The sequence below is a fragment of the Metallibacterium sp. genome (assembly GCF_054637675.1).
In genome coordinates this window covers 39,387-66,285 of record NZ_JBTSRB010000011.1, presented here as the reverse complement: position 1 = coordinate 66,285, position 26,899 = coordinate 39,387, and the positions used below count along the sequence as shown (strand labels likewise).

At 67.6% G+C, this 26,899-nt stretch carries 22 protein-coding genes; 15 read left to right on the top strand and 7 right to left on the bottom strand.

The genetic code is table 11. From position 1 onward, the window contains the following. The first annotated feature begins 54 nt into the window (after positions 1-54). From dnaJ to ACYDAT_RS05840, 12 genes are all read left to right on the top strand, one after another. A complete protein-coding gene (gene dnaJ, locus ACYDAT_RS05895) occupies positions 55-1,167 on the top strand; it encodes a molecular chaperone DnaJ (protein ID WP_461438495.1) in 1,113 nt (370 codons plus the stop codon). Positions 1,168-1,180: 13 nt separating this feature from the next. Further along, a complete protein-coding gene (epmA, locus tag ACYDAT_RS05890; RefSeq protein WP_461438496.1) occupies positions 1,181-2,137 on the top strand; it encodes an EF-P lysine aminoacylase EpmA in 957 nt (318 codons plus the stop codon). A 73-nt stretch (positions 2,138-2,210) separates the two neighbouring features. Beyond that, the gene (gene cmk / locus ACYDAT_RS05885) at positions 2,211-2,894 is read left to right on the top strand and encodes a (d)CMP kinase (protein ID WP_461438497.1); all 684 of its coding nucleotides are present in this window, start codon (positions 2,211-2,213) and stop codon (positions 2,892-2,894) included. A 118-nt stretch (positions 2,895-3,012) separates the two neighbouring features. After that, a complete protein-coding gene (rpsA, locus tag ACYDAT_RS05880; protein ID WP_461438498.1) occupies positions 3,013-4,680 on the top strand; it encodes a 30S ribosomal protein S1 in 1,668 nt (555 codons plus the stop codon). Between the two features lie 56 nt (positions 4,681-4,736). Continuing rightward, positions 4,737-5,018 (top strand): integration host factor subunit beta, encoded by a 282-nt coding sequence (locus ACYDAT_RS05875; protein WP_297901678.1) that lies wholly within the window; start codon positions 4,737-4,739, stop codon positions 5,016-5,018. A gap of 101 nt (positions 5,019-5,119) precedes the next feature. Beyond that, positions 5,120-5,371, top strand: coding sequence for a DUF1049 domain-containing protein (locus tag ACYDAT_RS05870; protein ID WP_461438499.1), 252 nt, complete (start codon positions 5,120-5,122; stop codon positions 5,369-5,371). Beyond that, the gene (gene lapB, locus ACYDAT_RS05865; RefSeq protein WP_461438500.1) at positions 5,368-6,537 is read left to right on the top strand and encodes a lipopolysaccharide assembly protein LapB; all 1,170 of its coding nucleotides are present in this window, start codon (positions 5,368-5,370) and stop codon (positions 6,535-6,537) included. Before ACYDAT_RS05870 ends, lapB begins: the two co-directional genes overlap by 4 nt. Positions 6,538-6,540: 3 nt before the next feature. Continuing rightward, positions 6,541-7,608, top strand: coding sequence for an MraY family glycosyltransferase (locus tag ACYDAT_RS05860; RefSeq protein WP_461448981.1), 1,068 nt, complete (start codon positions 6,541-6,543; stop codon positions 7,606-7,608). Then, positions 7,595-9,499, top strand: coding sequence for a polysaccharide biosynthesis protein (locus ACYDAT_RS05855; protein WP_461448979.1), 1,905 nt, complete (start codon positions 7,595-7,597; stop codon positions 9,497-9,499). Before ACYDAT_RS05860 ends, ACYDAT_RS05855 begins: the two co-directional genes overlap by 14 nt. Beyond that, positions 9,496-10,362, top strand: coding sequence for a UTP--glucose-1-phosphate uridylyltransferase GalU (galU, locus tag ACYDAT_RS05850; protein ID WP_461438503.1), 867 nt, complete (start codon positions 9,496-9,498; stop codon positions 10,360-10,362). Before ACYDAT_RS05855 ends, galU begins: the two co-directional genes overlap by 4 nt. Positions 10,363-10,364: 2 nt before the next feature. Further along, positions 10,365-11,558 carry a trans-sulfuration enzyme family protein gene (locus ACYDAT_RS05845; RefSeq protein ID WP_461441338.1) on the top strand — a complete coding sequence of 398 codons (1,194 nt, stop codon included), beginning with the start codon at positions 10,365-10,367 and terminating at the stop codon, positions 11,556-11,558. Next, complete coding sequence (locus ACYDAT_RS05840; RefSeq protein WP_461438505.1) at positions 11,558-12,859, top strand: NAD(P)/FAD-dependent oxidoreductase; 1,302 nt, start codon at positions 11,558-11,560, stop codon at positions 12,857-12,859. Before ACYDAT_RS05845 ends, ACYDAT_RS05840 begins: the two co-directional genes overlap by 1 nt. 132 nt (positions 12,860-12,991) lie before the next feature. Here ACYDAT_RS05840 and ACYDAT_RS05835 read toward each other — a convergent pair whose 3' ends face one another. Next, positions 12,992-13,612, bottom strand: coding sequence for a phosphatase PAP2 family protein (locus ACYDAT_RS05835; RefSeq protein ID WP_461438506.1), 621 nt, complete (start codon positions 13,610-13,612; stop codon positions 12,992-12,994). Positions 13,613-13,965: 353 nt separating this feature from the next. On the opposite strand from ACYDAT_RS05835, the gene ACYDAT_RS05830 reads away from it, so the two are divergent. Then, positions 13,966-14,973 (top strand): energy transducer TonB, encoded by a 1,008-nt coding sequence (locus ACYDAT_RS05830; RefSeq protein WP_461448977.1) that lies wholly within the window; start codon positions 13,966-13,968, stop codon positions 14,971-14,973. Positions 14,974-15,431: 458 nt separating this feature from the next. On the opposite strand, the gene ACYDAT_RS05825 is transcribed toward ACYDAT_RS05830, so the two are convergent. Both ACYDAT_RS05825 and ACYDAT_RS05820 read right to left on the bottom strand, forming a co-directional pair. After that, the gene (locus ACYDAT_RS05825) at positions 15,432-16,883 is read right to left on the bottom strand and encodes a heavy metal sensor histidine kinase (RefSeq protein ID WP_461448975.1); all 1,452 of its coding nucleotides are present in this window, start codon (positions 16,881-16,883) and stop codon (positions 15,432-15,434) included. Positions 16,884-17,039: 156 nt separating this feature from the next. Then, positions 17,040-17,717: a heavy metal response regulator transcription factor gene (locus ACYDAT_RS05820; protein WP_461448985.1), complete on the bottom strand. Its 678-nt coding sequence runs from the start codon at positions 17,715-17,717 to the stop codon at positions 17,040-17,042. Positions 17,718-17,878: 161 nt separating this feature from the next. Between ACYDAT_RS05820 and ACYDAT_RS05815 the strand changes: the two genes are divergently transcribed. Continuing rightward, positions 17,879-18,883, top strand: coding sequence for an efflux RND transporter periplasmic adaptor subunit (locus tag ACYDAT_RS05815; protein ID WP_461438510.1), 1,005 nt, complete (start codon positions 17,879-17,881; stop codon positions 18,881-18,883). Next, the gene (locus ACYDAT_RS05810) at positions 18,880-21,945 is read left to right on the top strand and encodes an efflux RND transporter permease subunit (protein ID WP_461448973.1); all 3,066 of its coding nucleotides are present in this window, start codon (positions 18,880-18,882) and stop codon (positions 21,943-21,945) included. The genes ACYDAT_RS05815 and ACYDAT_RS05810 overlap by 4 nt, the downstream gene beginning before the upstream one ends. Before the next feature lie 79 nt (positions 21,946-22,024). On the opposite strand, the gene ACYDAT_RS05805 is transcribed toward ACYDAT_RS05810, so the two are convergent. From ACYDAT_RS05805 to sbcB, 4 genes are all read right to left on the bottom strand, one after another. After that, positions 22,025-23,338, bottom strand: a complete 1,314-nt coding sequence (locus ACYDAT_RS05805) for a cation:proton antiporter (protein WP_461438512.1) — start codon at positions 23,336-23,338, stop codon at positions 22,025-22,027. Between the two features lie 237 nt (positions 23,339-23,575). Continuing rightward, a complete protein-coding gene (locus tag ACYDAT_RS05800) occupies positions 23,576-24,766 on the bottom strand; it encodes an MFS transporter (RefSeq protein ID WP_461448972.1) in 1,191 nt (396 codons plus the stop codon). Then, on the bottom strand, positions 24,756-25,445 hold the full coding sequence (locus ACYDAT_RS05795; RefSeq protein ID WP_461448970.1) for a DUF2461 domain-containing protein: 690 nt from the start codon (positions 25,443-25,445) through the stop codon (positions 24,756-24,758). Before ACYDAT_RS05795 ends, ACYDAT_RS05800 begins: the two co-directional genes overlap by 11 nt. Continuing rightward, positions 25,438-26,898 carry an exodeoxyribonuclease I gene (gene sbcB / locus ACYDAT_RS05790; RefSeq protein ID WP_461448968.1) on the bottom strand — a complete coding sequence of 487 codons (1,461 nt, stop codon included), beginning with the start codon at positions 26,896-26,898 and terminating at the stop codon, positions 25,438-25,440. Before sbcB ends, ACYDAT_RS05795 begins: the two co-directional genes overlap by 8 nt. Position 26,899 lies beyond the last annotated feature (1 nt).

Genomic DNA, 26,899 nt, shown 5'->3' with positions numbered 1-26,899 from the left:
ACTGCCGATTCCTTGGCTCCCACCTGTCGATCACTTCCTCACCCAGCCCCACCCATGCCCAAACGCGACTATTACGAAGTCCTCGGTGTGCCGCGTAGCGCCGGCGAGGAAGAAATCAAGAAGGCCTTCCGCCGCCTGGCCATGAAGTTTCATCCAGATCGCTGCCCCGATGACCCGGCTGCGCAGGATAAATTCAAGGAGGCCAAGGAAGCCTACGAAGTGCTGTGCGACGGCGCGCGCCGCACGCTTTACGATCGTCATGGCCACGCCGCGTTCGCCAGCGGCGGCGCGCGCGGGGGCGCCGGTTTTGCCGACGCCGGCGACATGTTCGGCGACATTTTCGCCGACATCTTCGGTGGCGGCGGGCGTCCGCGCCGCGGCAGCGATTTGCGCTATCTGCTCGATCTCGATCTCGAAGAGGCCGTGTTCGGCTGTGACAAGACCATCGAGGTGCCCGGCATCGTCGCTTGCGATGGCTGCAAGGGCAGCGGCTCGGCTGACGGGCGCAGCAAGACCTGCCCGACCTGTCGTGGCCAGGGCCGGGTGCGCATGCAGAACGGCATTTTCTCGGTGCAGCAGGCCTGCCCGCAGTGCCGCGGCAGTGGGCGCGTGGTGGAAACGCCTTGCGCGCAGTGCCATGGCGAGGGTCACGTGGAGCGCACGCGCAGGCTCGAGGTGCGCATTCCGGCCGGCGTCGATACCGGTGATCGCATCCGCCTGAGCGGGCAGGGCGAGGCTGGCCCGGCGGGATTGCCGGCCGGCGATTTGTACGTGGAGGTGCGTGTGCGCGAGCACGCCATTTTCCAGCGCGATGGCGACGACCTGCACTGCGAGGTGCCGGTGCGCATCGCGCAGGCGGCGCTGGGCGCCGAGATCGCGGTGCCCACGCTGGACGGCGAGGTCAGCCTGAGCGTACCGCCGGAAACCCAGTCCGGCCAGGCGATTCGCATGCGCGGGCGCGGTGTGCGCTCGGTGCGCAGCGGGCGCGCCGGCGATCTGATCTGCCGCATCGTCGTGGAAACGCCGGTGCAACTGACGCGCGAGCAACGCGAGTTGCTGGAACAGCTCGACGCCAGCATGTGCGATGACGATGCCGCGCAGCACTCGCCGCGCGCGCATTCGTTTCTCGATGGCGTTAAGTCGTTCTGGTCGCGGGTGACCTCCTGAAGTGGCGGCCGCGATGCCCGGCGCAGTGCGCGCGCGGCTGCAATTGCGCGCGCGGCTGTATGCACTGATCCGCGAATTTTTCGCCGCGCGCGCGGTGCTGGAAGTGGAGACGCCGATGCTCTCCGCCGCCGCCAACATCGATCCCAACATCGAGAGCTTTCATACCGATTTCAGCGGCCACATCGATGCCGGCGCGAGCGCGCGCTGGCTGCGCACCTCGCCCGAGTACCCGCTCAAGCGCCTGCTCGCCGCGGGCAGCGGCGATTGCTACGAGCTCGGGCGCGTGTTCCGCAACGGCGAGACTGGCGCGCGTCACAACCCCGAGTTCACCCTGCTGGAGTGGTATCGCATCGCATGGGACCAGCGCCGCCTCGCCGATGAAGTGATCGAGCTGGTGCAGGCCGCGCTGGCGCTGGTCGGACGCGGCGCGCGCATCGAGGTGCTGAGTTATGCCGAGCTGTTCGCGCGCGAGCTGGGGCTGGACGCCCATCGCGCCAGTAACACCGAGTTGCGCGCGGCGCTGGGCGAGTGCCAGGTCGATCCCGCCGGGCTGAGCCGCGACGACTGGCTGGACCTGCTGTTGGGCCATCGCATCCAGCCGCGGCTGCCCGCCGATCAAATCACCGTGCTGCACGATTACCCGGCCAGCCAGTGCGCGCTGGCGCGCGTGCTGCCGGGCGATCCGCCGCTGGCCGCGCGTTTCGAGGTGTATCTGGGCAGTCAGGAGCTGGCCAATGGCTACCACGAGTTGAACGACGCCGCCGAGCAGCGTCGCCGCTTTGCAGCCGACAACCACACGCGGCTGGCGCGCGGACTGGCTGAATTGCCGGTGGACGAACGCCTGCTGGCGGCGCTGGATGCGTTGCCCGATTGCGCCGGCGTGGCGCTGGGCGTCGATCGGCTGCTGATGGCGCTGGTCGGCTGCGCGAGCATCGCCGAAGTGCTGGCCGTGCCTTTCAACCAAGCCTGATCCTTCCCGCCGCAGGCATCCAGCCGCCGCTTTGCTCGAGCTAGACTGCGCCGATTTGCGCCACGAGATGCCGATGTCCGTCACCACGCCCGTTCCCGTGCTCACCATCGATGGCCCGTCCGGCTCCGGCAAGGGTACGCTCAGTCGTCTGATCGCCACGCGACTGGGCTGGCATCTGCTGGACTCTGGCGCGCTGTATCGCGCGGTGGGCTATGCCGCCTCGCTGGCCGGCATCGATCTGTCCGATGCCGAGGCGGTCACGCGCTGCGCCGAGCACACGCGCATCGGTTTTCGCGATCCTGGTGCCGGCGGCGAGACACGGGTGCTGGTCAACGGTCAGGATGCCAGCGACGACATCCGTACCGAAACCTGTGGCGCCGCGGCCTCGGCCATTGCCGCCATTCCCAGCCTGCGCGCGGCGCTGCTGGACAAGCAGCGTGCCTTTCGCAAGGCCCCCGGACTAGTCGCGGATGGTCGCGACATGGGCACGGTGCTCTTTCCAGATGCCAACCCCAAGGTGTTTTTGACCGCCAGCGCCGCCGAGCGCGCGCAAAGACGCCATAAGCAGTTGAAGGACAAGGGACTCAAGGTTACACTCGCCGACTTGTTGCGGGAAATCGAGGCGCGCGACCGGCGTGATGCCGAGCGTATCGTGGCCCCGCTCAAGCCCGCAGCGGATGCGGTGGTGATCGACACCACCGGCATGCCGATCGGGGAGGTCGTTGCACGGATTCTGGCGTTGCTGCCGCGGCATTGAGCCTCGGCAGTACGCAAGGCCCGCTCCGCGAGGAGTGGTTTTTCACGGCGCGCAAGCGTCCACAACCCGGTTCCGAGCCGCCCGTCGGGCTGTGCCGGCAACCACACCGGATAAACCCATGACTGAAAGTTTTGCCGAGCTGTTCGAGAACAGCCAGACCCTGTCCAAGCTCAAACCGGGGTCGATCGTGCTGGGCACGGTGATCGACGTGCGCTCCGATGTCGTCGTCATCAACGCGGGCCTCAAGAGCGAGGGCATCATCCCGATCGAGGAATTCCGTGACGACGATGGCCAGATCCGCATCCAGATCGGCGACGAGGTCAAGGTCGCACTGGACGCCATCGAGAACGGCACCGGCGAGACCAAGCTCTCGCGCGAAAAGGCCAAGCGCTCGATGGTCTGGGACGACCTCGAGGATGCGTTCACCAACAACACTGCGATCACCGGCCGCATCACCGGCAAGGTCAAGGGCGGCTTCACCGTCGACATCAAGGACGTGCGCGCGTTCCTGCCGGGTTCCCTGGTGGATGTGCGTCCGGTGCGCGATCCGGTGTACCTGGAAGGCAAGGATCTCGAATTCAAGCTCATCAAGCTCGATCGCAAGCGCAACAACGTGGTGGTCAGCCGTCGCGCGGTGGTCGAGAGCGAGTTCTCCGTCGAGCGCGAACAATTGATGGAACGCCTGCAGGAAGGCGCGGTGCTCAAGGGCGTGGTCAAGAATCTCACCGATTACGGCGCGTTCGTGGACCTCGGCGGCATCGACGGCCTGCTGCACATCACCGACATGGCGTGGAAGCGCGTGCGCCACCCGTCCGAGGTGGTCAATGTCGGCGACGAGCTCGAAGTGCGCGTGCTCAAGTTCGACCGCGAGCGCAACCGCGTCAGCCTCGGCCTGAAGCAGCTCGGCGATGATCCGTGGGTCAACATCGCGCGCCGCTACCCGGTCAATGCCCGCTTGTTCGGCAAGGTCAGCAACGTCACCGACTACGGCTGTTTCGTCGAAATCGAGCCGGGCGTCGAGGGGCTGGTGCACGTCTCCGAAATGGACTGGACCAACAAGAACGTCAACCCGGCCAAGGTGGTGCAGGTTGGCGATGAGTGCGAGGTGCTGGTGCTGGATGTCGACGAGGAACGTCGCCGCATCTCGCTGGGCATCAAGCAGACCCGCGCCAATCCGTGGGAAACCTTCGCCGCGATCCACAGGAAGGGCGATCGCGTCAACGGCGCGATCAAGTCGATCACCGACTTCGGCATCTTCATCGGCCTGGACGGTGGCATCGACGGTCTGGTGCATTTGTCCGACATCTCCTGGAACAGCACCGGCGAGGAGCTGGTGCGCAACTTCAAGAAGGGCGACGAGATCGAGGCCGTGGTGCTGGCCGTGGATCCGGAACGCGAGCGCATCAGCCTCGGCGTCAAGCAGATGGAACAGGATCCGTTCGGCCAGTTCATGGCTGGCCATCCGCGCGGCAGCATTGTCACCGGCGTGGTCAAGGAAGTGGACGCCAAGGGCGCGCTGATCGCGCTCGAGGATGGCGTCGAGGGTTACCTGCGCGCCAACGACATCGCCAAGGAGCGCATCGAGGACGCCACGCAGCACCTCAAGGTGGGCGACAAGGTCGAGGCCAAGTTCACCGGCATGGATCGCAAGGGCCGCCAGATGCAGCTCTCGATCCGCGCCAAGGACGAGGAAGATCTGCAGGAAACCATGGCCGAGTACCAGAGCGCTTCCGCTGGCACCACCAAGCTGGGCGCACTGCTCAAGGAACAGATGAAGAAGGGCTGATCCTGCCCGCACCCCGGGGCGGTGGTCCGCCCCGCCGCCTTTCGGCTGCCCCATCCATGACCAAATCCGATCTCATCGAAGCCCTGGCGCGTGGCCAGACGCATCTGGCCCTTGCAGACGTCGAAATTGGCGTCAAGCATGTGCTTGACCAGATGACCGAGGCGTTGTCCGCCGGTGAGCGCATCGAGGTGCGCGGCTTCGGCAGCTTCTCGTTGCACTATCGCGCGCCGCGCGTCGGCCGCAATCCGAAATCCGGCGAAGCCGTGGCGCTGCCGGGCAAGCACGTGCCGCATTTCAAGCCGGGCAAGGAACTGCGCGAGCGGGTCAACAGCGATTGATGCGCGTGCGCCCGGCGCGCATTGATTCCCGCCGCCCGCCGCGGGTATCCCCGTCGTGTGGCGCTTGCGTGGCCTGCTAAAGTGATGGTGAGGGAGACGCCATGCGCTTCGTGATCGCTGCTTTGCTGCTCATATTCGCCCTGCTGGGCGCGGCGTTTGCCGCGCTCAACGGCGGCACCGTGCATTATGACTTTCTGCTGGTCGAAGCCGACTTGCCCAAGGGTGTGACCTTGCTTGCGGTGCTGGTGCTGGGCTGGCTGCTGGGCGGCCTTAGCGCATGGCTGGGCCTTGGCGCACGGCGCCGGCGTAGAGCGTCCGGGCGCGGACAAGGCGATGGCCAAGACGCTGCATGAATCCACTTCTGCTGCTGTTCCTGCTGCTGCCGATCGCGTTTCTGTCCGGCTGGTGGAGCGCGCGCCGGCTGGGCGCTCGGCGCTCGGGCGCGCGCGTCAATGAGCTGTCTTCGAGCTATTTCCGCGGCCTGAATTATCTGCTCAACGAGCAGCCGGACAAGGCCATCGAGGTGTTCTTGCAGTTGGCCGAGGCCAATCGCGACACCGTCGAAACGCACCTCGCGCTTGGCAACCTGTTCCGCCGCCGCGGCGAGGTGGAGCGCGCCATCCGCGTGCACCAGCATCTGATCGCGCGCGCCAACCTCAGCGATGACGTGAAAACCATGGCGCTGCTGGAACTGGGCGAGGATTACATGCGTGCCGGCCTGCTCGACCGCGCCGAGACGCTGTTCGCCGATCTGGTGGCGATGAATGCGCAGGCGCCCTCGGCGTTGCGCCACCTGATCGCCATCTGCCAGCACGAGCGCGACTGGCACAAGGCCATCCTCTACGCACGCCGGCTGGAGGAAACCTCTGGTGAGCGACAGTCGCTGCAGATCGCGCATTTTTACTGCGAGCTGGCCGAGCGCGCACAGACGCACGGCGCCATGCAGGACGCCGCCGATTATCTGCAGCAGGCGTTTGTCGCGCATCCGAAATTCGTGCGCGCGCTCATCCTGCGCGGGCGCTTCGCCGCCGTGGCCGCGGATTACGCGGCGGCGATCGCGGCCTACGAGCAGGCGCTGGAGTCCGACATCGATTGCGTGCCCGAGATTCTTCCGGCGCTGCTCGATACCTACGCGCGCGCGCAGCAGATGGAGCGCGCCGAGCAAATCCTGGGGCACATCGTGCAGCGCTACGAGGGGGTCTCGCCGGTGCTGGCGCTGGCGCGCATTTACGCGCGCCGCGATGGCCAGGACCGCGCGGTGGAATTCCTCGGCACGCAGTTGCGCCAGCGACCCTCGGTGCGCGGTCTGGTGCAATTGATGGACACGGCGATCGAGGGTGGCAGCGATACCGAGTCCAGCCTGCGCCTGCTGCGCGATCTGACCGCCGCGGTGCTTGAAGGTCAGGCGCTGTATCGCTGCACGCAGTGCGGCTTCGGCGCGCGCGCGCACCATTGGCAGTGCCCGAGCTGCAAGAACTGGAGCACGCTGCGGCCGGTCCACGGCGCCACCGGTGCCTGAGCGATGATGACGTCGGGATTGCGCCAAGTCCTGCTGCTGGCGGCGCTGGTCGCGGTGCTGGCTGGCGTGCTGGTGTTCGCGATGATGGCCTACGCGCGTCGGCGCGGGCTGCTGGATCAACCAGGCCAGCGCCGCCTGCATCGCCGGCCCACGCCGCGCGGCGGCGGTGCTGGCGCGGTTCTGGCGCTGGCGCTGGGCCTGCTGCTGCTGCGGCTGCTACCGGGCGCGGCTTTGCCGTGGCGGTGGACGCTGCTGTGGCTGCCGGCGCTGCTGCTGACCGCGCTGGTCGGCGCGTTGGATGATCACCGCGGCCTGGGCATTGGTCCGCGCCTGGGTGCGCATCTCGCGGCGGGCGCATTGCTCGCGCTGAGCCTGTGGGCGCAATTGGCCGCGGCGTTCGCGCCGCCTCTGGCGCTGCTGCTGGCTGCTGCATTGGTGCTGGCCACGGCGTGGTCGATCAACTTGCACAATTTCATGGATGGCAGCGACGGACTGCTGGCCATGCAGGTATTCACGCTGGCGCTGGCTTTCGCGTGGATGGCCGCGCGCAGCGATCAGCCTGCGCTGCTGGCGCTGGCGCTGCTGCTGGCCGCGGCGCTGGCCGGATTTCTGCCATTCAATCTGCCGCTGCCGCGCGCGCGCGTGTTCATGGGCGATGTCGGCAGCGGCGCGTTCGGCTTCATGCTCGCGGCGCTGGCGTTTGCCGGCGTGGCGCGTGGCGCATGGCCGTTGCCTGCGGCGTTGTTGCTGGTTTCGGCGTTCGCGGTGGATGCCAGCGCCACGCTGCTGTCGCGCATCTGGCGCGGACGGCGCTGGTGGCGGCCGCATCGCGAGCATCTGTATCAGTGGCTGGCGCGCGCGTGGCATTCGCATGCGCAGGCGCTACTGGTTTACCTCGGCTGGAACCTGCTGCTGGCGATTCCACTGGCGCTGTGGGCGCAGCATGATGCGGGGCTGGGCTGGTGGCTGGTGATCGGGCTATATATGCTCGCGGGCGTGGCGTGGTGGCAGGGCAAACGGGCCTGCCGCCGTGCGCCACGACGTCACGGGAATCGCCATGCGCCTGTCTGAGTTACGCCTCGGTCTGTTTCACCCGCGCAGCGCGGTGGTGCTGCACGATCTGGGCATGGTCGCGCTGGCGTGGTGGCTGGCCCTGCTGCTGCGCTACCAATTGGCGCACTCGGGCGGCATGCACGTCAGCCTGGGGCAGTTCGTGGTGGTGCTGGCGGTGCAGGGCACGATCTTCGCCTGGACCGGCCTGTATCGCGGCCTGTGGCGCTTCGCCAGCCTGCCCGATTTGTGGAGCATCGCGCGCGCCGCGGCGCTGGGCGCGGTGCTGGTGGGCGTGGCGCTGTTTCTGCTCGACCGTCTCGTCGGCGTGCCGCGCTCGGTACTGTTTTTGTACCCGCTGATTCTGGCGTTTCTGCTGGGTGCGCCGCGGCTGTTGTATCGCTACTGGAAAGACAGTCGCCTGGAGTTGTTCGGACAGCGCGCGCAGCGGCGCGTGCTGGTGATCGGCGCGGGGCGCTCCGGTGATGCGTTGGTGCGCGATCTGCGTCGCGATGCCGAGTATCGCGTGGTGGGCTTTATCGACGACGCACCGCAGTTGCGTGGCGCACGCGTGCAGGGCGCGCCGGTACTGGGAATGCTGGCGCAATTGCCGGAACTTGCGCGCGCCAGCGGCGCCGACATGCTGCTGATCGCGATTCCATCGGCCAGCGTCGCGCAAATGCGCGCCATCGTATCCGCCTGCGAGCGCACCGGGTTGCCGTTTCGCACCTTGCCGCGTTTCGAGGACGTGATCAGTGGGCGCGCGCAGCGCAACGAGCTGAAACCGGTGGCGATCGAGGATCTGCTCGGTCGCGATGCGGTGAGCCTGGACTGGGAGCGCGTGCGCGCCGGTTTCGCCGGGCGCCACGTGTTGATCAGCGGCGGTGGCGGCTCGATCGGCAGCGAGCTGTGCCGGCAGGTGGCGCGCCTCGGCGTGGCCTCGCTGACCGTGCTCGATAGCAGCGAGTTCAACCTGTATCGCATCGCGCGCGAATTGAACGTGGCGTATCCCGATCTGCTGCTGCGCCCGCTGCTCGGCGATTGCGGCGACCCCGCGGCCGCGCGCCACGCGCTGCAGATTTCGCATGCGCACGTGGTGCTGCACGCCGCCGCCTACAAACACGTGCCGTTGCTGCAGGAGCAACTGCGTCAGGCGTTTCGCAACAACGTGCTGGCCACGCGCACGCTGGCCGCGGCGGCGGGCGCGGCGGGCGTGGCAACCTTCGTGCTGGTGTCCACCGACAAGGCGGTGAACCCCAGCAGCGTGATGGGCGCCAGCAAGCGCATCGCAGAGATGGTTTGTCAGGCCGAGGCACTGCGTGCGCCGGGTTGCCATTTCGTCACCGTGCGTTTCGGCAACGTGCTCGATTCGGCCGGCTCGGTGGTGCCGCTGTTCCGCGAGCAGATCGCGCGCGGCGGTCCGGTCACCGTCACCCATCCCGAGGTCACGCGCTACTTCATGACCATCCCCGAAGCCTGCGGGCTGATTCTGCAGGCCGCGGTGCAAGGGCGCAGCGGCGATATTTTCGCGCTGGACATGGGCGAGCCGGTGCGCATCCGCGATCTGGCCGCGCAGATGATCCGCCTGTCCGGCAAGCAGCCGGGGCGCGACATCGCGATCGTGTACACCGGCCTGCGTCCCGGCGAGAAACTGTTCGAGGAGTTGTTTCATGCGCAGGAAAACTACGCGCCGACCATGCACGCCAAGCTGTATCTGGCCGAACCGCGGCGCGTCAGCACGGAGTTGCTGGATGCGCAAATGGTGCGCGCCAGTGATGCCGTGATCGCTTTCGATGAGCCCGCGCTGCGGCGCGTGCTGCAAGCCCTGATGCCCGGTCTTGACTGGGTCCACAATGCGCAGCCGGGCACGGTGGTGCCGTTTCTGCGCGGCGATTCTGGAGATTCGGCATGAGCCGGCATTTGCACAAGGTGGTGTTTCCCGTGGCCGGCCTGGGCACGCGTTTTCTGCCGGCGACCAAGGTGGTGGCCAAGGAAATGCTGCCGGTGCTCGATCGCCCGTTGATCCAGTACGCGGTGGACGAGGCCGTGGAAGCCGGCGCCGACACGCTGGTGTTCGTCACCAACCGTTACAAGCACGCCATCGCCGATTACTTCGACAACGCCTATGAGCTGGAGCAGAAGCTGGCCGAGGCCGGCAAGACCGAGCTGCTGGAGATCGTGCGCAGCGTGCTGCCCGCGCACGTGCGCTGCGTGTTCGTGACCCAGCCCGAGGCGCGCGGTCTGGGCCATGCCGTGCTATGCGCGGCACCGGTGATCGGCGATGAGCCCTTTGGCGTGATCCTGCCGGATGATTTGATCCGCGCGCCGCGTGCCGGCGCGCTCAAGCAGATGGCCGAGCTGGCCGCGGTGCGTGGTTGCGGCGTGGTCGCGGTGGAAGAAGTGCCACGCGCCGACACGCAGCGCTACGGCATCGTCGATGCCGAGCCCGTGAGCGAGCGCGCCGCCAAGTTGCGCTACGTGGTCGAAAAACCCAGGCCCGAGGACGCGCCGTCCAATCTCGCCATCGTCGGGCGCTACGTGCTGCCTGGGCGCATCTTCGAGCTGCTGCGCGAGACCGCGCCCGGCAACAACGGCGAGATCCAGCTCACCGACGCCATCGAGGCGCTGCTGCACGAGCGCGAGGTGCTGGCCTATCGCTTCGAGGGCAAGCGCTTCGACTGCGGCAACAAGGCCGGTCTGGTGCGCGCCACGCTGGCGTTGGCGCTGGAGGATCCCGAACTGGCGCCACTGGTGCGCGCCGCGGCCCGCGGATGAACATGGATCTGGACTGGATCCTCAATCATCACGGCGAGGAGCGGCAGCGCTACTTCGGCGCGGTGGCGCCGCCGGTGCTGCAAAGCTCGATCTTCACCTTCCCCGATGTCGCCGCCATGCGCGCGGCGGCCGCGCATGAGTTCGACGCGCCGTTCTACACGCGCGGCAGCAATCCCACCGTGCATATGCTGCGCCAGAAACTGGCCGCGCTGGAAGGCGCCGAGGAATGCCTGGTGTTCGCTTCGGGCGCGGCGGCCATCGCCGCCGCGGTGATCGCCTGCGTGGCGGCTGGCGATCACGTGGTATGCGTGCAAAAACCCTACAGTTGGACGCGCGCGCTGCTGGCCGACCTGCTGGCCCGCTTCGGTATCGCGCACGGTTTCGTCGATGCGCGCGAGCTCGGACAGATCGAGGCCGCGCTCACGCAGCGGACGCGCCTGATCGTGCTGGAAAGCCCCAACTCGCTGACTTTCGAGCTGCAGGATCTGGCTGCGGTCGCGGTGCTGGCCAGAGCGCGCGGCATCCTCACCTTGTGTGACAACAGCCACGCCAGCCCGCTGAATCAGTCGCCGCTGGCGCTGGGCATCGATCTGGTCGCGCATTCGGCGACCAAGTATCTCAACGGCCACAGCGATGTCGTCGCCGGCGCGCTGTGCGGCCCGCGCGCGCTGATCGAGCGCGTGTTCCACGGCCCGTTCATGACCCTTGGCGCGATTCCCAGCCCGCATGATGCCGCGCTGCTGCTGCGCGGGCTGCGCACGCTCAAGCTGCGCATGCGGCGCGTGGCCGAAACCACGCCGCGCATCGCCGCGCATCTGGCGGCGCATCCACGCGTGGCGCGCGTGTGGTTTGCGCATGCACCCGATCACCCGCAGCGCGCGCTGGTCGAGCGCCAGATGCGCGCGTCCTCGGGCCTGATCTCGTTCGCGCTCAAGGACGCCGATGGCGCCGTCATCGAGCGTTTCTGCAACGCCTTGCAGCGCTTCCTGCTGGCGGTGTCCTGGGGTGGCTACGAGTCGCTGGTATGTCCGCTGGCGGCGTTCCTGCCCGCGGGCGCGCCGCTGATTCAACAGCCGGGGCGCGCGCCACCGGAGTTGATCCGCCTGTCGATCGGTCTGGAAGATGCCGAAGTGCTGATCGCAGACCTTGATCAAGCATTTGATCGGGCGTTCGCGTGTGTGGGAGCGCCGTGCTGATGCGCGCGCCCCTGGCCGCGGCCAGTTATTACGAGGCGCGCGCCGCCGCGATGCCGGCGTACCCCGCCTTGACCGGCCAGATCGAGGCCGAGGTCGCCATCGTCGGCGGCGGTTATGCGGGGCTGACCACCGCGTTGGGTCTGGCCGAACGCGGCCAGCGTGGCGTGCTGCTGCTGGAGGCCGAGCGCATCGGCTTCGGCGCCTCCGGACGCAACGGCGGCTTCGTGTTCGCCGGTTATTCGCTGGACGAGCATGCGCTGATCACGCGCCTGGGCGTGGAGCGCGCGCGCGCGCTGTATCAGGCCACGGTGCAAGGCGTGAATCTGCTGCGGCGACGCGTGCAGCGCTATCAAATCGCCTGCGATCTGACCGATGCCGGCGTGCTGTGGGCCAACTGGTTCCGCGATGCCGGCGTGCTGACGCGGCGCCGTGACACGCTGGCGCAGTTGGGCGTCGAATGGCAACTGATCGAGCCGGATGCGTTGCGCGAATGGATACACAGCGCGCGCTATCACGGCGCGCTGTTCGAGCCCAACGCCATGCACCTCGATCCCTTGTCCTATGCGCGCGGTCTGGCGCAGGCGGCGCTCGCGCAGGGCGTGGATGTGCGCGAGACCTCGCGTGTACTGCGCCTTGAGCGCCTGCGCGGCGGCGGTTTTCGTCTGCACACCGGCGGCGGGCGCGTGGATGTGCGCCAGGTGCTGCTGGCCACCGGCGGTTATCTCAGCGGGCTGGACGCGCGCATCGATCGCGCGGTGCTGCCCATCGCCACGTATGTGATGACCACCGAGCCGCTGGGTACGCGCCTCTACGATTGCCTCACCTCCGAGGCGGCGGTGTACGACAGCCGCTTCGCCTTCGATTACTACCGCCCGCTGGCCGACACGCGCCTGCTCTGGGGCGGACGCATCGCGGTGCGCGAGCGCAGCCCCGAGGACGTGCGCCGCCTGCTGTATCGCGACATGCTGCGCGTGTTCCCGCAACTGCAAGGCGTGCGCGTGGACTACGGTTGGTCTGGCCTGATGAGCTACGCGCGTCACCAGATGCCGCAGCTCGGCGGCGACGGCAAGGGCCTGTGGTGGGCGCAAGCCTTCGGTGGTCATGGCCTCGCGCCGACCACCGTGGCCGGTGAACTGCTGGCCGCCGCCATCGCGCGTGGCGACGAAGCGTGGCGCGAGTTCGCGCGCTTCGGCATGAACTCGGCGCTGCGCCCGTGGGGTTATCTCGCTGCGCAGGCGCGCTACAACTGGCTGCAACTGAGCGATGCGCGCAAGGATCGCCGCGAGCATCGCGGCGGCTGATGCGCAAGGCACCGTCGTTCCGGTCATCCAGTGAAACCGCACTCGGTTCGAGCGAGCGAGTGCGAAGTGGCGCTCTCACCGGGGTTTTGCCTCACCCCGCGGGCACGCTGCGCTGGCTGATGCTCGCCGTGCTCAAAAGCTGTGCGCGTAGCCGACCATGAATCCGCCCGGCAGCCACGACAGGATCAGCGGCTGCTTGCGGTCGTGCGCCCAGATGCCGACTGCCGTGCCCAGCGCGGCGCCGGCCAGCACGTCGGTCTGCCAGTGGCCCCAGGTTTTCATGCGCGCCTCGGCGTCGTAGGCGGGGATCGCCGCGAGTGCCCACACCCAGGGATGGTCGTGCTGGTATTCGGCGATGAACGGCGTCACGAAACTGGTGGCTTCGGTGACCTCGCCGCTGGGAAAGCTGGCGCCGCCATGGAACCAGAGATTGGGGTCCGCGCTGTAACTGGGCCGTTCGCGACCGAAGGTCATTTTCAGTCCCTGCGCGGCCAGTGATGAGAACGTCATCGCGTCCACCGACTGCCACAGCGTGCGCCCGAAGCGCGTCTGGCCGCCTTCCAGGCTGGCCGCGACCAGCGTGCACAGCGCCTCGCAGTAGGCGAGGTCCACTTGGTAAGTGCGCTTCCAGATGCCAGCGTTGTCGTAAGCCAAGCGGTGGTCGATGCCCAGCGGGCCGCCATAGGCATGCGCGGCCGGAATGCCGCCGACCACAGACAGCGTAAGCGCGAGTGCGAGCAGGAAGCGGCGCATGGGCGTGTTCCGTGCGGGAAGCCGCATGTTGGCGAAACCGCGGTGGCCCGGCATGTGCCGGAATCTGCGAGTGCGCATGCAAGTTGATCACGAATTCGTAATGAATTCCGTATCGCGAGCGAGATCGAGCGCAACCACCTTTGCCTTCAATGCGGCCCACGAGCAGCGTGTGCTGGGCGCCGTCCAGCGCAAGCCCACGATTGCGGAGGGTGCAGCGCAGCCAAGGCGGCAGTCGTTCGGGCGCTCAACTCGCATTGCCTGGCGCACATGATCGGGCTACTGTGGCGTCGCGCTTGCGGCGCCCCCGCACAGGGGAAGCCGTGGGTGACGCGTGCCTCGAGAGGAGGCGGCTCATGGCTGTTGAATCCGCATTTCTCCGTGCCCATCCCTACCTCGTGGCATCGGTGGTGGTCGTACTGCTGAGCGCGGCCCTGGCCGGCTGCTCCAGCTCCCATCGTTCCGCACCACCGGCCGCCAAGGCGCCGATTGTGCCGGCCAAGACGGCATCGGCCAGCATCCCGCCCGCTGCCGTGGCCCTCAAGGCCGCCGACCGGCTGGCCGCGATGAGCGTCGATCAGCTCATGGATCAGGCGCAAAAAGCGCTGCAGGGCAATCGACTGGTGGCGCCCGCAGGCGACAATGCGTTCGAGTATTACCTCGAAGTGCTGCAGAAGAGCCCCCACAATCGCGCTGCGCAGAGCGCTCTGCGGGAAACGTTCCCGTTCGGCGCGCAAACTGTCGATCAGACGATCAACGAGAAGAACTTCGCCGAAGCACAGCGTGAGATCGATCTGCTGGCCAAGGCCGATCCGACCAATTACACCTTGACCATTCTGCGCTCCAGGCTGGATGCGGCGCGCTCCCTCGCGGCACAACAGCATAAGACGAAGCAAGGCGCCGCACAGACGCAAACGGCCGCAGCGGCGGCGCAGGCGCGACAAGTGGAACAGAAGCAACTGGCCGCGGCCACGCAGAGGCAAGAGTTGGAACAGGCTGTTGCGGCGGCGGCGGCGAAACAGCAGCAGGAACAGCAAGCGGCTGCAGCGCGGGCGGCCGCAGTCAAAGCCGCAACGCACATCGAGAATCGCAAAGCGCAGATGGTGCACATGGTACCGGCGAAGTATCCGCCGCGCGCCGCGCGCCGCGGCGAGCAGGGCTGGGTGGACGTCGAGTTCACCGTCAACCCTGATGGTTCGGTGAGCAATGTTCACGTCACCGATTCCAAGCCGCGCTACGTGTTCGATCACGCCGCGATCGATGCAGTGTCGCGCTGGAGGTTCAAGCCGGCGCTGATCAACGGCCGGCCCGCCGCAGTCGTGCTCAAACGGCAAATCGAGTTCAAGTTATCGGGCAACGGCTGACTTGATGCCCCAGATACCGCATCCGCAACTCGCAGCCCGCACGGCAGCGGGGGGGGGTATGGGCTGCGGCATGGATGCGGCTCTGGACGAGGCGATCCGTGCTGCCGTTGCGGGTACATCCGATCGCCATGACGGTCATGGCGATCCTGGCTGGTCTGCTGCTGCATGTCCGACCACAAGGCCGCCACCTGTAACGATCCCGAGCACACGTTCACGTTGACTTGCTGCTGATGGCTGGCTCACTCTCGGAAACGCAGAGTTGAGCGACGATGCGCTGATTGATTGGCTTGAAGTTCGCCACAGGCTTGAGTTCACCACGTCAATCAACTCCCAGAATGTAGCTTGTCCCGCAGTGGTCGGCGGAAATTGCGTGATTCGCTCGACGTAGAGCCTTGGGGCAGGCCATGGGGCAAACGCGCGGCAACAACTTCCTGCTTCCAGTGGCTTCGAGGGTTTGGTTATACAGTCGGCGCCGGCCAATCCAGCCATAGGCGCGTGCCCTGGCCGGGCGCGCTATCCGCGCCAACGTCGCCACCGTGCAGGCGGACAATATTGCGCACCAGTGCCAGGCCCAGGCCGAGCCCACCGCGAGCACGGCTACGGGCCGGGTCGGCGCGGTAGAAACGTTCGAACAAGTGCGGCAGATGTTCGCGGGCGATACCACAGCCAGTGTCGGTCACCTCGATTCGAACGACGCCATCCATGCGACGTGCCGACAAAACCACACTACCGCCCGCCGGAGTATGCGCCAGCGCATTGCCAACGACGTTGCCTACGGCCCGTTGCAGCAACACGCGATCCGCGTGCAGGGTCAGACTCGGTTCGATCCGTACCTGCAGGCGTACGCCCGCCTCGCTGGCAGCAGCGTCAAAAAACTCAGCCAGCGCAGCCAACTCGCGCCCCAGGTCCAGCCGCTCCATGTGCAGCGCCGCATCCGGCAGCTCGGTCTGCGCGAGGAACAGCAGCGCCTGGATCATTTGCGACAGGCGCGCGCATTCCTCCACCGCCGACTCCAGCGCCTCGCGGTATTGCGCGGGTTCGCGCGGCCGCCCAAGCGTTACCTCCAACTCGCCCCAGAGATTGGAAATCGGCGTACGCAATTCATGGGCGATGTCGGTCGAGAACTGCGAGATACGACCGAACGATTCCTGCAGCCGTTGCAGCGTTGAGTTGAACGCCAGTGCCAGCGCATGCAACTCGTTGGGCAGCCCGCGAGGATCGATGCGCTCGTGGAGATTGCTGGCGCTGATTTGGCGCGCCGAGTCGGCCATGCGACGCAGCGGGCGCAGGCCTCGCCACGCAATAACGTATCCAGCCGCGGCAGCTATCAGCAGTGCGACGAGCAGCACCCCGGCCAAGCGTATACGGTAAACGGCCAGGATGTGCGCCTCGGTACTGCGATTGAGCACCACGACCAGTCGCAGTGCCTGCGGCGGCGTCGCGACCGTGGGGCGTGCGCGGATCCGCAGCATGGCGCTGAGGAAGTGCAGATGCGGCTTGATGTGCAGCTTGCTCAGTACCGGATGACCGCTGACCATCGGTGCGGCAAAGCGGTGCGTGTCCAGTGCCGGGTTGAAGCCAGGAGTTTGCAACAACACTCGACCATCCGCAGTACTCAGACGCAGGAACAGGTTGCGCGGCGCATTTGCCGGAAGCGGCAGATAGGCCTCCTGGCGCAGCGCGTCGCTGTCGGCCGCGTGAGTGCGCAGCAACACTGTCACCACGTCGAGCTTGCGCAGCACGGCCTCGCGGTCTTCTTGCATCATGCGCTGCTGCAACCCCCAATAAATCCAGATGCTGGCAGCGAGCAGGATCAATACCAGGGTCAGCGCAAAAGCAGCGGCCAACCACGCCGCCAGCGAATCGGGTGGCAAGCCATACTGACGCAGGCGGCGCAGCGCGATCCGCACGCCGGGGGCTGCGACTGCGGCGTCCAGGCGGCGAGAAACCCATCCCCTGCCCGGCACTTCACTTCCCATCACGTGTCTCCAGCTTGTGCGGACAGGGAGCCCGGGCCTGCAGCCTTGCATCCGGCCGCCATTCCCCGGCGCTGCGCCAGATCTCTGTCAATCGCCACTGCGCAACTCGAGCACATAGCCCACGCCGCGCACTGTGTGCAGCAGCGGCGAGCTGAACGGCTCGTCGAGCTTCCCGCGCAGGCGGCGGATGTGCACGTCCACCACATTGCTGTTGCAGTCGAAGTTCATATCCCATACCAGCTCGGCAATCAGCGTGCGTGACAGCACTTCGCCGGCGCGCCGCGCCAGTAGCGCGAGCAGGCCGAATTCCTTGGGGGTGAGCAGCAGACGCTGCCCGGCACGATCGGCACGCTGGCGCGCGAGATCGATGCTCAAGTCGGCCACCTGCAGCATCTCGGGCTGGCGCGCAGGTCCGCGCCGCAACACGCTACGCACCCGTGCCAGCAATTCCGAAAACGCGAACGGCTTGACCAGATAGTCGTCTGCGCCCAGCTCCAGTCCACGCACACGGTCGGCCACGCCGTCGCGTGCGGTGAGCATCAGCACCGGAGTGAGGCGCTGCTCGCGCAGCGCCTGCAGCAGGCTCCAGCCGTCGCGCCCGGGCAGCATGGCGTCAAGCACGATCAAGTCGAAATGCTGGGTCAGGGCCAGATGCAGGCCATCGTCGCCATTGGCGGCGACATCGGCAATGAAACCGTTCTCGCCCAATCCCTTTCTGAGGTAGGCGGCGGTCTTGGGTTCGTCCTCGACGATCAGGATACGCATGGCGCAAGCATAGGCGCGGATCAGCTCACGCGTTGCAACGGTGCGCGACATGACGAAATCGTCATGTTGTGTTCATGCTCACGTCGATTGCCACTTCCCACAATGGGCAGATGCAACTCGCCCCAGCCATGCGTGTTTTTCTTCGGCATTGGACCCCGAACATGCGCATGCGCCACGGCAGCAAGGTATGTCTGACGCTTGTGCTGACGGGCGTGCTCATTCTGAGTGCAGTCGCCACGGCACGCGCCGCTACTGCGGTACCGGTATCGGTGCTGGCGGTCGCGCCGGCGCCTTGGCAGGACGGCATCGCGGTGCTGGCGCGCGTCGAGAGCGCCGATCACACGGTGTTGGCGGCGCCGGTGACCGGGCGCGTGCGCGGACCGTTTCTGGCGCCGGGTGCGGTGGCCGCGGGTGCGATCATCGCGCGCGTGGCGGTGCCGGGCCTGCCGGCGCAAATACACGCCGCGCAGGCCAACGCGGCGCTGGCCGCGACTGACCTGCACCGGCAGCAGCATCTGGCCCGGCGCGGGCTGGTCGCGCGGCAAAGTCTCGACCAGGCGCGGGTGCAGTTGCAGCAGGCCGATGCCGCGCTGCGGGCCTTGCAGCGACAGTCCGATCAGGCCGTCTTGCGCGCGCCGTTCGCGGGCACGCTGGGTTATCTGGTCAGCGCCGGCACGGTGGTGTACCGCGGCACGCCGGTGGCCACCCTGCTGGGACGCGGTCAACCGTGGGCGCGCGCCGAGCTGACCCCGCGTCAGGTGCGTCATGTGACGCCGGGCATGACGGTGCGCTGGCATGCCGGGGATCTGCACGGCAGCGCCGTGGTGCGTTCGTTGGGGCAGAGCGCACGCAGCGCCGGCATGGTGCCGGTGTACGTGGCCCTGCCGGCGTCCAGCGCGCTGCTGCCGGGTCAGTGGCTGGGATTGCACTTCGCGCTGCCGCGCGCGCCGGCATGGCGCGTGCCCGATGCGGCGGTGGTGTGGCGCGGAGCGCACAGCGAGGTGTTCGTGCTGCGCAACGGCCATGCGCGGGCGGTGCCGGTGCAAGTGCTGGCGGCGCGCGCGGGTACGAGCTGGGTGCGCGGCGCGCTGGGCAACCCCGCGCAGGTGATCGTCGCCGGCAGCACGCGCTTGCAGGACGGGGTGGCGGTCGCGGTGCGGCCATGAGGCGCTATCTCGCGTTTCTGTGGCTCAATCGCTGGTCGGTGATCCTGTCCGCGCTGCTGCTGCTGGGCGCCGGCTGGTATGCGCTGCGCACGCTGCCCGAGAGCATTTTCCCCGACATCGATTTTCCCATGGTCACGGTGCTGGTCAATGCCGGCAACCTGCCCGTGCGCGCGATGGAGGACATAGTCACGCGCCCGCTGGAGGAGACCGCCAAGGGTGAGCCCGGCGTGCGTCTGGTGCGCTCTCAGACCGGCTACGGCTTGTCCAAGCTGCATGTGTATTTCGACCAGGGCGTCAATCCGCAAACGGCATACCTGATGTTGCAGGCGCGGCTGGCGCACATCGCGCTGCCGCCGGGGGCGACGATGTCGGTGCACTTGATGACGCCCAACGTGTATCCCTTCGCCGAATACGCACTGGTGTCGAACCGACTCGACAGCTCGGCGCTGATGCCCTATTTCGCGTTTCATCTGCGCCCCATGCTGCTCGGCATCAATGGCGTGTACCGGGTGACCTGGACCGGGCGCGGCTGGCCCGAGGTGCACGTGCTGCTCGATGCGCGCCGCCTGGCCGAGCATGATCTGACCGCGGCACAGGTCGTGGGCGCGCTGCAGGCCGCTCAGGGACCGTATTTTTCCGGCGTGCTGCAGGCCTACAACCAGCAGTTCGTGGTCGCCACCACACCGCGCCCGGCCACGGCTGCCGCGCTCGAGCAACTGATGCTGCCGCTTGGGCCGGTGGGCGCGGATGGCAGCCGCATGCCCATCGCCCTCGGCGCGTTGGGCACGGCGGCGCTGGCGCCGCCGCCGCTGCAACGCGACGCTGCCGTCGCCGGCTGGCGCCACGCGCTGGTGGTGGACATCCAGGCACAGGCCGGCGCCAACGAGGTGGCGGTGGCGCATACCCTGCGCATGCGCATCGCCACGCTGCGCACGCAACTGCCGGCGGGTGTGAAGCTGGTGCGCATCTACGACTTGAGCGGGCTGATCAGCGGTAGTCTGCGCGACGTGTGGATCGCGCTCGGGCTGGGTAGCGTGATCGCGCTGCTGGTGGTGCTGCTGTTCCTCGGGCGCGTGGATGGCGCGCTGGCGGTAATGACCGTGGTGCCGCTGTCGCTGGCCGCCGCATTCCTGACGCTGCACGCGCTGGGCTACGGCCTCAACATCATGACCCTCGGCGGATTGGCCGCGGCCATCGGCGCGCTGGTCGATCACGCCATCGTGGTGATCGAGCGCGGGCTGCACGATCTCAGCGGCGCTCGCGAGCAGCGCCGCGCGCAGGCGCTGCAGCGCATCGGCGAAATCCTGCCGATCATGAGCATGGCCACGCTGACCTCGTGCCTGGTGTTCGTCCCGCTGATTTTTCTGGCCGGCACGCTGGGCCTGCTGTTCCGCTCGATGGCGGTGGCCATCGTCATCGCGCTGCTGGTGTCGCAGCTCATGGCGCTGCTGGTGACGCCGGTGCTGGCGCTGTGGCTGGCCGGGCGCGTGCGTGCGCCCGTTGCCTCGCGCAGGCAGCAGCGCGCGCAGCGGCGTTATGGGCGCTGGCTGACCGCCGGCATGCGCCGCGCGTGGCTGGCGATCCCGGTGGTGCTGATGCTGGGCGCGCTCGGTTGGGTCACGCTGCGCGCGCTGCCGACGGCGTTTCTGCCGCGCTGGGATGAGGGCGTGATCTCGATGCCGTTCCGCACGCAGGTGGGCAGCAGCGTGGCCGAGACCACCGCCGTCGGCCGCGAGCTGCTGCACGTGGCGCTGCGCAATCCCGCGGTGGCGCGCGCTTCGCTGGTCGTGGGGCGCGGTTTTTCCAACGCCTACGCCACGCCCAACAAGGGCGCGTTGGCGATCGTGCTGAAGACGAATCGTAGCGTTGGCACGCGCACGGTGATGCGGCAACTGACCGTCGCGTTTCATCAGGCGGTACCCAGCCTGCTGGCGCTGAACGCCACCCAGGTGATGGTCAATCGCCTGGGTGATTTGTCCGGAGCGCACGCTCCGCTGGAGATTTACCTGTTCGGCTCGGATCCGGCGCTGCTGCACGCCGCCGGTGAACGCCTGGCGCTGGCGCTGCAGCACAGCGGCGCATTCAGCAGCGTGATGTTCAAGTCACCCTCGGCCGGACCGGAGATCGCGCTGACGCCGCGTGCCCAGGTCAGTCTGTACGGACTGACCCCGCTGATGCTGAGCCAGCAAGTCGAGGCGCGGCTGTGGGGGCGCACGGCCGGCATGTTGCTGCACGGCGAGCAGATCCTGCCGCTGCGCGTGCTGGTCACCACGCCGACCCCGGCGCCGGGCGCGGTCGCGGCCTTGCCGCTGCGCCTGCCCGACGGCGAGCAGGTGCCGCTGGACCAGCTTGCACGCGTGCGGATGCGCGGCGTGGTGCCCTATGTCACCCACCAGAACCTGGTGCCCTATGCCTACATGTGGCTGCAGCCACGCGCCGGCGAGGGCCTGGCGCAAGCCGCCGTGCATGCGCGCGCGGTGCTGGCGGCGATGCATTTCCCGGCTTCGATCAGCAGCGTGATCGGCGGTTATTACCAGCAGCAGTCGCGCAGTTTCAGGCAGATGGCGATCATCCTGGCCGCCGCGCTGGGTGCGCTGCTGGTGCTGCTGGGCTTGCAGTTTTCCAGCCAGCGCGCCGGCATCGCGGCGATGCTGGCGATCGCGCTGGCCGCGCCCGGCGCGCTGCTGGCGCTGTGGCTGATGCACATCGATCTGGACAGCACCGCGTTCCTCGGCATGCTGCTGGTGTTCGCCATCGCGGTGAACAACGTCATCCTGATCTTCGCGCGCGCGCGCCAGCTCTCCGGTGGCGCACCGCGCGTCGCCACGGTGGCGCTGGCCGCGCGCCAGCGCCTGCGCCCGATCCTGATGACCATGCTGGCCGACGTGCTGGGCTTTCTGCCGCTGGCGATCGGCATCGGCCGCGGCACCGATTTGCTGCGCCCGCTGGCAGTCGCGGTGATGGGCGGCCTGCTGCTGTCGATCCTGATGTCGCTGGGCCTCGCGCCGATCCTGTTCAGCGCGCTGGCGCGGCTCGGGCGACGCTTGCGCGCGGAGTCATGAGCACGTTCTTGTTCCTGGCTGCTGCATCACCAGGTTGCCCGAAGAAACCTCGTCGCCCCGGTGGCGGTAAGGCAAGCGCTCAGGTTTCCCGGGTGCCGCGTGGTCTGCCAGCCGCATCCGGCAGCGCATAGCCCGCGCGCGGCAGCCACAGCCGCAGCAGCGGCGCGGTGATGACGGTGCTGAAAATCGCCATCAGCACCAGCATGGTGAACACGTTGCGCGAGATGGCGCCGAGGTCGTAGCCGACGTTGATGATGATGAGTTCCATCAGCGCGCGCGTGTTCATCAGCGCGCCCATCACGCCGGATTCGGCATGGTTCATGCCGCACACGCGCGCGGCGAGATACGCGCCGCCGAACTTGCCGACGGTGGCCAGCAGCGCCAGCAGCGCGCACCAGCCCCACAGCGCAGCGCTGGACAGGCCGCCGATGTCGGTGCGCAGGCCGGTGTAGGTGAAGAAAATCGGCAGGAAGAACACCAGCACGAAGGGGTTGATCTGCGCTTTCCAGGCGCGCACGAAGCGGGTCTCGTCGTGCAGGATCACGCCCATGATGAAGCCGCCGAAAATGGCGAAGATGCCCAACTGATACGTGGCCATGGCGGATACGAACACCATCGCCAGCACGATGCCCAGCAGATGCGGCGGCAGGTCGTGCGCGGTGGTCTGGAAATGGCGGATCACGCGGCGCATCAGCGGCCGCAAGCCGTACATCCACAGTAGCATGAAGCCCAGCACCAGGGTCACTTTCAGCGCGAAGGCGAGCGGCTCGAAATGGCTCAGGGTGAGGGTGGTGACCAGGGCCAGCAGCAGCCAGCCGACCACGTCGTTGATCGCCGCCGCGCTGATGGCGATGACGCCGATGGGCGTGCGCGTGAGCTCGAAGTCGATCAGGATGCGGCCGAGGATCGGCAGCGCGGTGATCGAGAACGCGGCGGCGACGAACAGCGCCGAGGCCAAGTGCGAGGCCTGCGGCGACAGCTCGGGTGCGCTGATCCAGCCAAAGCCCAAGCCAAGCACGAACGGCGCCACCAGGCTGGCCACGCCCACCCACAGCACGGCGCGGCGGTTGTGCCTGGCGCCGAGATGGCCGAAATCGAATTCCAGGCCAATCTGGAACATCAGCAGGATCAGCCCGAGCTGCGACAGGATTTGCAGTGGCATACCGGACGCGGAATGAAACACGTAACCGAACACCTGCGGCGCCAGCAATCCCAGCAGCGACGGCCCGAGCAGGATGCCGACGATGATCTCGCCGACCGCCGCGGTTTGCTTCACCCGCACCGCCACCTCGCCGCCGATGCGCCCGGCCAGCACGATGATGGCGAGCTGCAGAAGAACGAAAAACAGCAGCGCCTCGGTGGCGTGGACGGACAGGGTATGCGTGGCGGGCATCGACGTGGACGCGGGTGCGGAGACGGTTCAGCGTACCTTCTCTGATCAATTCGGTTCAGTGTGTGCTTGAGAAGGGAAGGTGGCGCGTAGCGCCGGATGAGCAAGGGGTCGGCCTCGCGCAGCAAGATTCGAACCCTCACCCCAACCCTTCCCTTGGGGATCTCCGTTGGTCGTCCCTCATGGACTTCCGTTGGTCGTCTCCCGGTGGGAGAGGGACTTTTATCGATATGTCAGAACTCACCCGCGCGGCAACACGCGCAGCGCCAGCCACGCGCCGGCCAGACATAGCGCGGCGCCGGCCATGAACGCGCCATAGCCTTCACCCACGGACCACAGGCTGGAGGTCAGCAGCGCGCCCATCACGCCGCCGAAGCCTGATGAGAAGCTGGAATTGATGCCCTGGCCGTAGCCCATCAGGCGTCCGGGGAAATAGCGCGCCAGCAGGCGCATGGCGGCAGCGTAGAACGCCGCGAAGCTGAGCGCGTGGGTCAGTTGCGCCAGCAGCATTACCCAGCCGATGCCGGGCAGCAGCGCCATCGCCAGCCAGCGCAGCGTGCCGGCGGCCAGACCCGCCAGCATCAGCGTGCGCGGTGCGTAACGCAGCAGGATCGGCGCGATGGCGAAGAACGTGGCGATCTCGATGCCGACGCCCGCGGCCCACAGCCCGCCGATGGCGCCCGAGCTGTAGCCGTGCTCGCGCAGGTACAGCGAATACAGCATGTGGTAGGGACTGAAGGCCATCTGCATCAGCAGCATCAGCACGAAGAACCCCCACACCTCGCGGCGGCGCAGCGCGGCGCGCACGTCCTGCATGGACACCGCGGGCGCGTGGTGATGCCCGGGGCCGTAGTCGAGGCTGAAGCTGAGCAGGCACACCAGCGCCATCCACGGCAGCATCAGCGTCGGCAGCCAGCGTGCATCGAGGTGATCGAGCAGCACGCCGTAGCCCAGTGCCACGGCGATGAAGCCGATCGAACCCCACACGCGCAGACGCGCGTAGCGCTCGCTGTGGCCGGGCATGTGCGACAGCACGATGGCCTCGAACTGCGGCCCGATGGCGTTGGCGAAGAACGCGAACGCGATCAGGCTGGCGATCAGTCCGCCGCGATGCAGCGGCCACAGCATCGGCGCGAAACCCAGCAACATCAGCAGCGTGCCCACGCGCAGCCAGCGCACACCATGCACGCCGCGCCCGGCCAGCCAGCTCCACAGTCCGGGCGCGACGATACGCGTGGCGTACCACAGGCTCAGCATCAGGCCGATGGCGCTGGCGTTCATGCCGCGGCTGTGCAGGAACACGCTGAAGTAGGGCGTGTAGCCACCGATGATGGCGAAGTAGGCGAAGTAGTACGCCGCCAACCGCGCGTAGGGCAGGGCGTGCTCGGGCGCGGCGTTGTCGCCCAGCGCGGCGCCCGCATCAGAACTCAAGTTCGAGCGCCGCGCACAGGTAATCGACCAGCGGGGCCAGCGCGCGCAGATGCGTGCCCAGCGCGCCGGGCAGGCGCGGGCTCAGCACCAGATCATCGTCCAGCGCGCAGCCGGCGGCGTAGTTCTTCAGCTTCAGATCCTCGAGCAGCGGATGATCGAGCGCGTAACCCTGCGGCGCGCGCTGCAGGCGCTCGCCCCAGAATTCATAGCGCTCGGTGAACGGCTTGGCGTGTACCGCGCGCCGCCACGCCGCGGGGTTGTCGGCGATGAACGCGCGCAGTTGCCTGAGCGTTGCGGATTCCGGATGCCACACGCCGGCGCCGACAAAACATTCGCCGGCCTGGATGTGCAGATAAAACGACGGCGCCGGGCGCTCGCGGTGGCGTTCGTGGAACAGACGCGCGCCGGCCCAGGTCTTGTACGGCTGCTTGTCGCCGGAAAAACGCGTGTCGCGCTGGATGCGGAACAGCGAGCCGCCGAGCTTGCGCGGATCGGCGCGAAAATGCGGGCTGATCTGCGCCAGCGGCGCCTGCAGCGCCGTGATCAGCGCCAGAAACGGTTCGCGCACGGCCTGCTCGTAAGTATCCTGATGCGCCTTGAACCAGTCGCGCTCGTTGTGGCGCGCCAGCGCGCGCAGAAACTTGAAGGCATCGGGGGTGAAATGCGGGGATTCAGGCATGGTCGTGTTCCACGGCAATTTCATCGGCCAGGGAACGGCCCCAGGCTTCGAGTTGATCCAATAGCGCCAGTTCGGAACCGCTGCGCTGGGGTTCGGCGCGGCGCTGCGCGATCAGCGCGAAGTAATCATCCAGGCCCAGCGTGCCCAGCGCGCCCGGTTGCATCAGGCGCTGGCGGCGGAAATCCCGCCACGTACGTGATTCTTCGTCATTGAGCGTTTGCGCATAGTGGCGCGCGCGGTAGCGCTGCAGCAGGGTGCGGTAGCGCGCGTCGCGAAAGCGCGTTGAGTACTCGGCCAGCGCCGACGGCGGCGCGCTGCGCACCGCGGCCAGCAGCGGCTTGTCGGCATCGGGCAGGAAGCCGCGGTACAAGGCCAGCTCGGGGTCGACGGTCTCGGCGTGGGTTTCGCGTGCATACAGCGCGCGCACGCGCTCGGCCAGACCCGCGCAGGCGCGCAGCGCAACGGCGTGCGCGAGGCAGGCGTCCAGGTCCAGCCCGATGCGCGCATGGTCCACGCCCTTGAGTACTTCCAGCGCGGCCAGCGCCGGGGCGCGGTTGATGCTCACGGTTTTCAGCGGCACGCGCGCGATGTCCGCGGGCAGATCGGCGCGCGCGATGAACAGGCGCTCGGCCAAGTCGTCAACCTGCAGGTGCGCCCATTCCGCCGGATCGGGCGTGAGGTCGGCCACGATCACCTTGTTGGCCTGCAGCGGATGCACGCTGATCGGCGCCACCACGGCCAGACAGCCACGCACCGCCGGATAGCGCTGCGACACATGCAGCACGGGTGTCATGTGGGCGCAGTCCAGCAGCGCCAACACCTGTTGCTTGCGGCGCAGGCCGTAATACCAATCCCACAGTCGCGGCTGCGCGGCCTTGAGTTTGCGCGCCAGGCACAGCAGCGATTCGACATCGCTGAGCGCATCGTGCGCCTGCCGCGGTTCGCAGCCATTGTCACGCGCCAGATGCTCCAGCCTGAAGCTGGGCGCGCCGTCCTCGCGCAGCGACCACTGCATGCCGGCCGGGCGCAGGGCGTAGGCCATGCGCGCCAGATCGATCAGATCCCAACGGCTGTTGCCATGCTGCCACTCGCGCGCGTAGGGATCGAAAAAATTGCGATAGAACAGATGGCGGCTGATCTCATCGTCGAAGCGCAACGAGTTCCAGCCCACGCCGCAGGTGCCTGGCGCGGCCAGCAGTTCGTGCACGCGCGCGGCGAATTCTGGTTCGGGCAGGCCCTCGCGTTGCGCGCGCTGTGGCGTGATGTCGGTGAGCAGACAGGCATCCGGGTGCGGCAGCACATCGATCGCGGGTTGGCAGAAAAACACCTGCGGCGCCTCGATTAGTTCCAGCGCGAGGTCGGTGCGCACGCCGGCGAATTGCAGCGGGCGATCGCGCGCGGGATCGGCGCCGCTGGTTTCGTAGTCGTGCCAGTAGAAGCTTTCGCTGCTCATC

Coding starts and splice junctions, on each gene's coding strand:
- dnaJ (WP_461438495.1), top strand. CDS start 55: ATGCCCAAACGCGACTATTACGAAGTCCTCGGTGTGCCGCGTAGCGCC.
- epmA (WP_461438496.1), top strand. CDS start 1,181: ATGCCCGGCGCAGTGCGCGCGCGGCTGCAATTGCGCGCGCGGCTGTAT.
- cmk (WP_461438497.1), top strand. CDS start 2,211: ATGTCCGTCACCACGCCCGTTCCCGTGCTCACCATCGATGGCCCGTCC.
- rpsA (WP_461438498.1), top strand. CDS start 3,013: ATGACTGAAAGTTTTGCCGAGCTGTTCGAGAACAGCCAGACCCTGTCC.
- ACYDAT_RS05875 (WP_297901678.1), top strand. CDS start 4,737: ATGACCAAATCCGATCTCATCGAAGCCCTGGCGCGTGGCCAGACGCAT.
- ACYDAT_RS05870 (WP_461438499.1), top strand. CDS start 5,120: ATGCGCTTCGTGATCGCTGCTTTGCTGCTCATATTCGCCCTGCTGGGC.
- lapB (WP_461438500.1), top strand. CDS start 5,368: ATGAATCCACTTCTGCTGCTGTTCCTGCTGCTGCCGATCGCGTTTCTG.
- ACYDAT_RS05860 (WP_461448981.1), top strand. CDS start 6,541: ATGATGACGTCGGGATTGCGCCAAGTCCTGCTGCTGGCGGCGCTGGTC.
- ACYDAT_RS05855 (WP_461448979.1), top strand. CDS start 7,595: ATGCGCCTGTCTGAGTTACGCCTCGGTCTGTTTCACCCGCGCAGCGCG.
- galU (WP_461438503.1), top strand. CDS start 9,496: ATGAGCCGGCATTTGCACAAGGTGGTGTTTCCCGTGGCCGGCCTGGGC.
- ACYDAT_RS05845 (WP_461441338.1), top strand. CDS start 10,365: ATGGATCTGGACTGGATCCTCAATCATCACGGCGAGGAGCGGCAGCGC.
- ACYDAT_RS05840 (WP_461438505.1), top strand. CDS start 11,558: ATGCGCGCGCCCCTGGCCGCGGCCAGTTATTACGAGGCGCGCGCCGCC.
- ACYDAT_RS05835 (WP_461438506.1), bottom strand. CDS start 13,612: ATGCGCCGCTTCCTGCTCGCACTCGCGCTTACGCTGTCTGTGGTCGGC.
- ACYDAT_RS05830 (WP_461448977.1), top strand. CDS start 13,966: ATGGCTGTTGAATCCGCATTTCTCCGTGCCCATCCCTACCTCGTGGCA.
- ACYDAT_RS05820 (WP_461448985.1), bottom strand. CDS start 17,717: ATGCGTATCCTGATCGTCGAGGACGAACCCAAGACCGCCGCCTACCTC.
- ACYDAT_RS05815 (WP_461438510.1), top strand. CDS start 17,879: ATGCGCATGCGCCACGGCAGCAAGGTATGTCTGACGCTTGTGCTGACG.
- ACYDAT_RS05810 (WP_461448973.1), top strand. CDS start 18,880: ATGAGGCGCTATCTCGCGTTTCTGTGGCTCAATCGCTGGTCGGTGATC.
- ACYDAT_RS05805 (WP_461438512.1), bottom strand. CDS start 23,338: ATGCCCGCCACGCATACCCTGTCCGTCCACGCCACCGAGGCGCTGCTG.
- ACYDAT_RS05795 (WP_461448970.1), bottom strand. CDS start 25,445: ATGCCTGAATCCCCGCATTTCACCCCCGATGCCTTCAAGTTTCTGCGC.
- sbcB (WP_461448968.1), bottom strand. CDS start 26,898: ATGAGCAGCGAAAGCTTCTACTGGCACGACTACGAAACCAGCGGCGCC.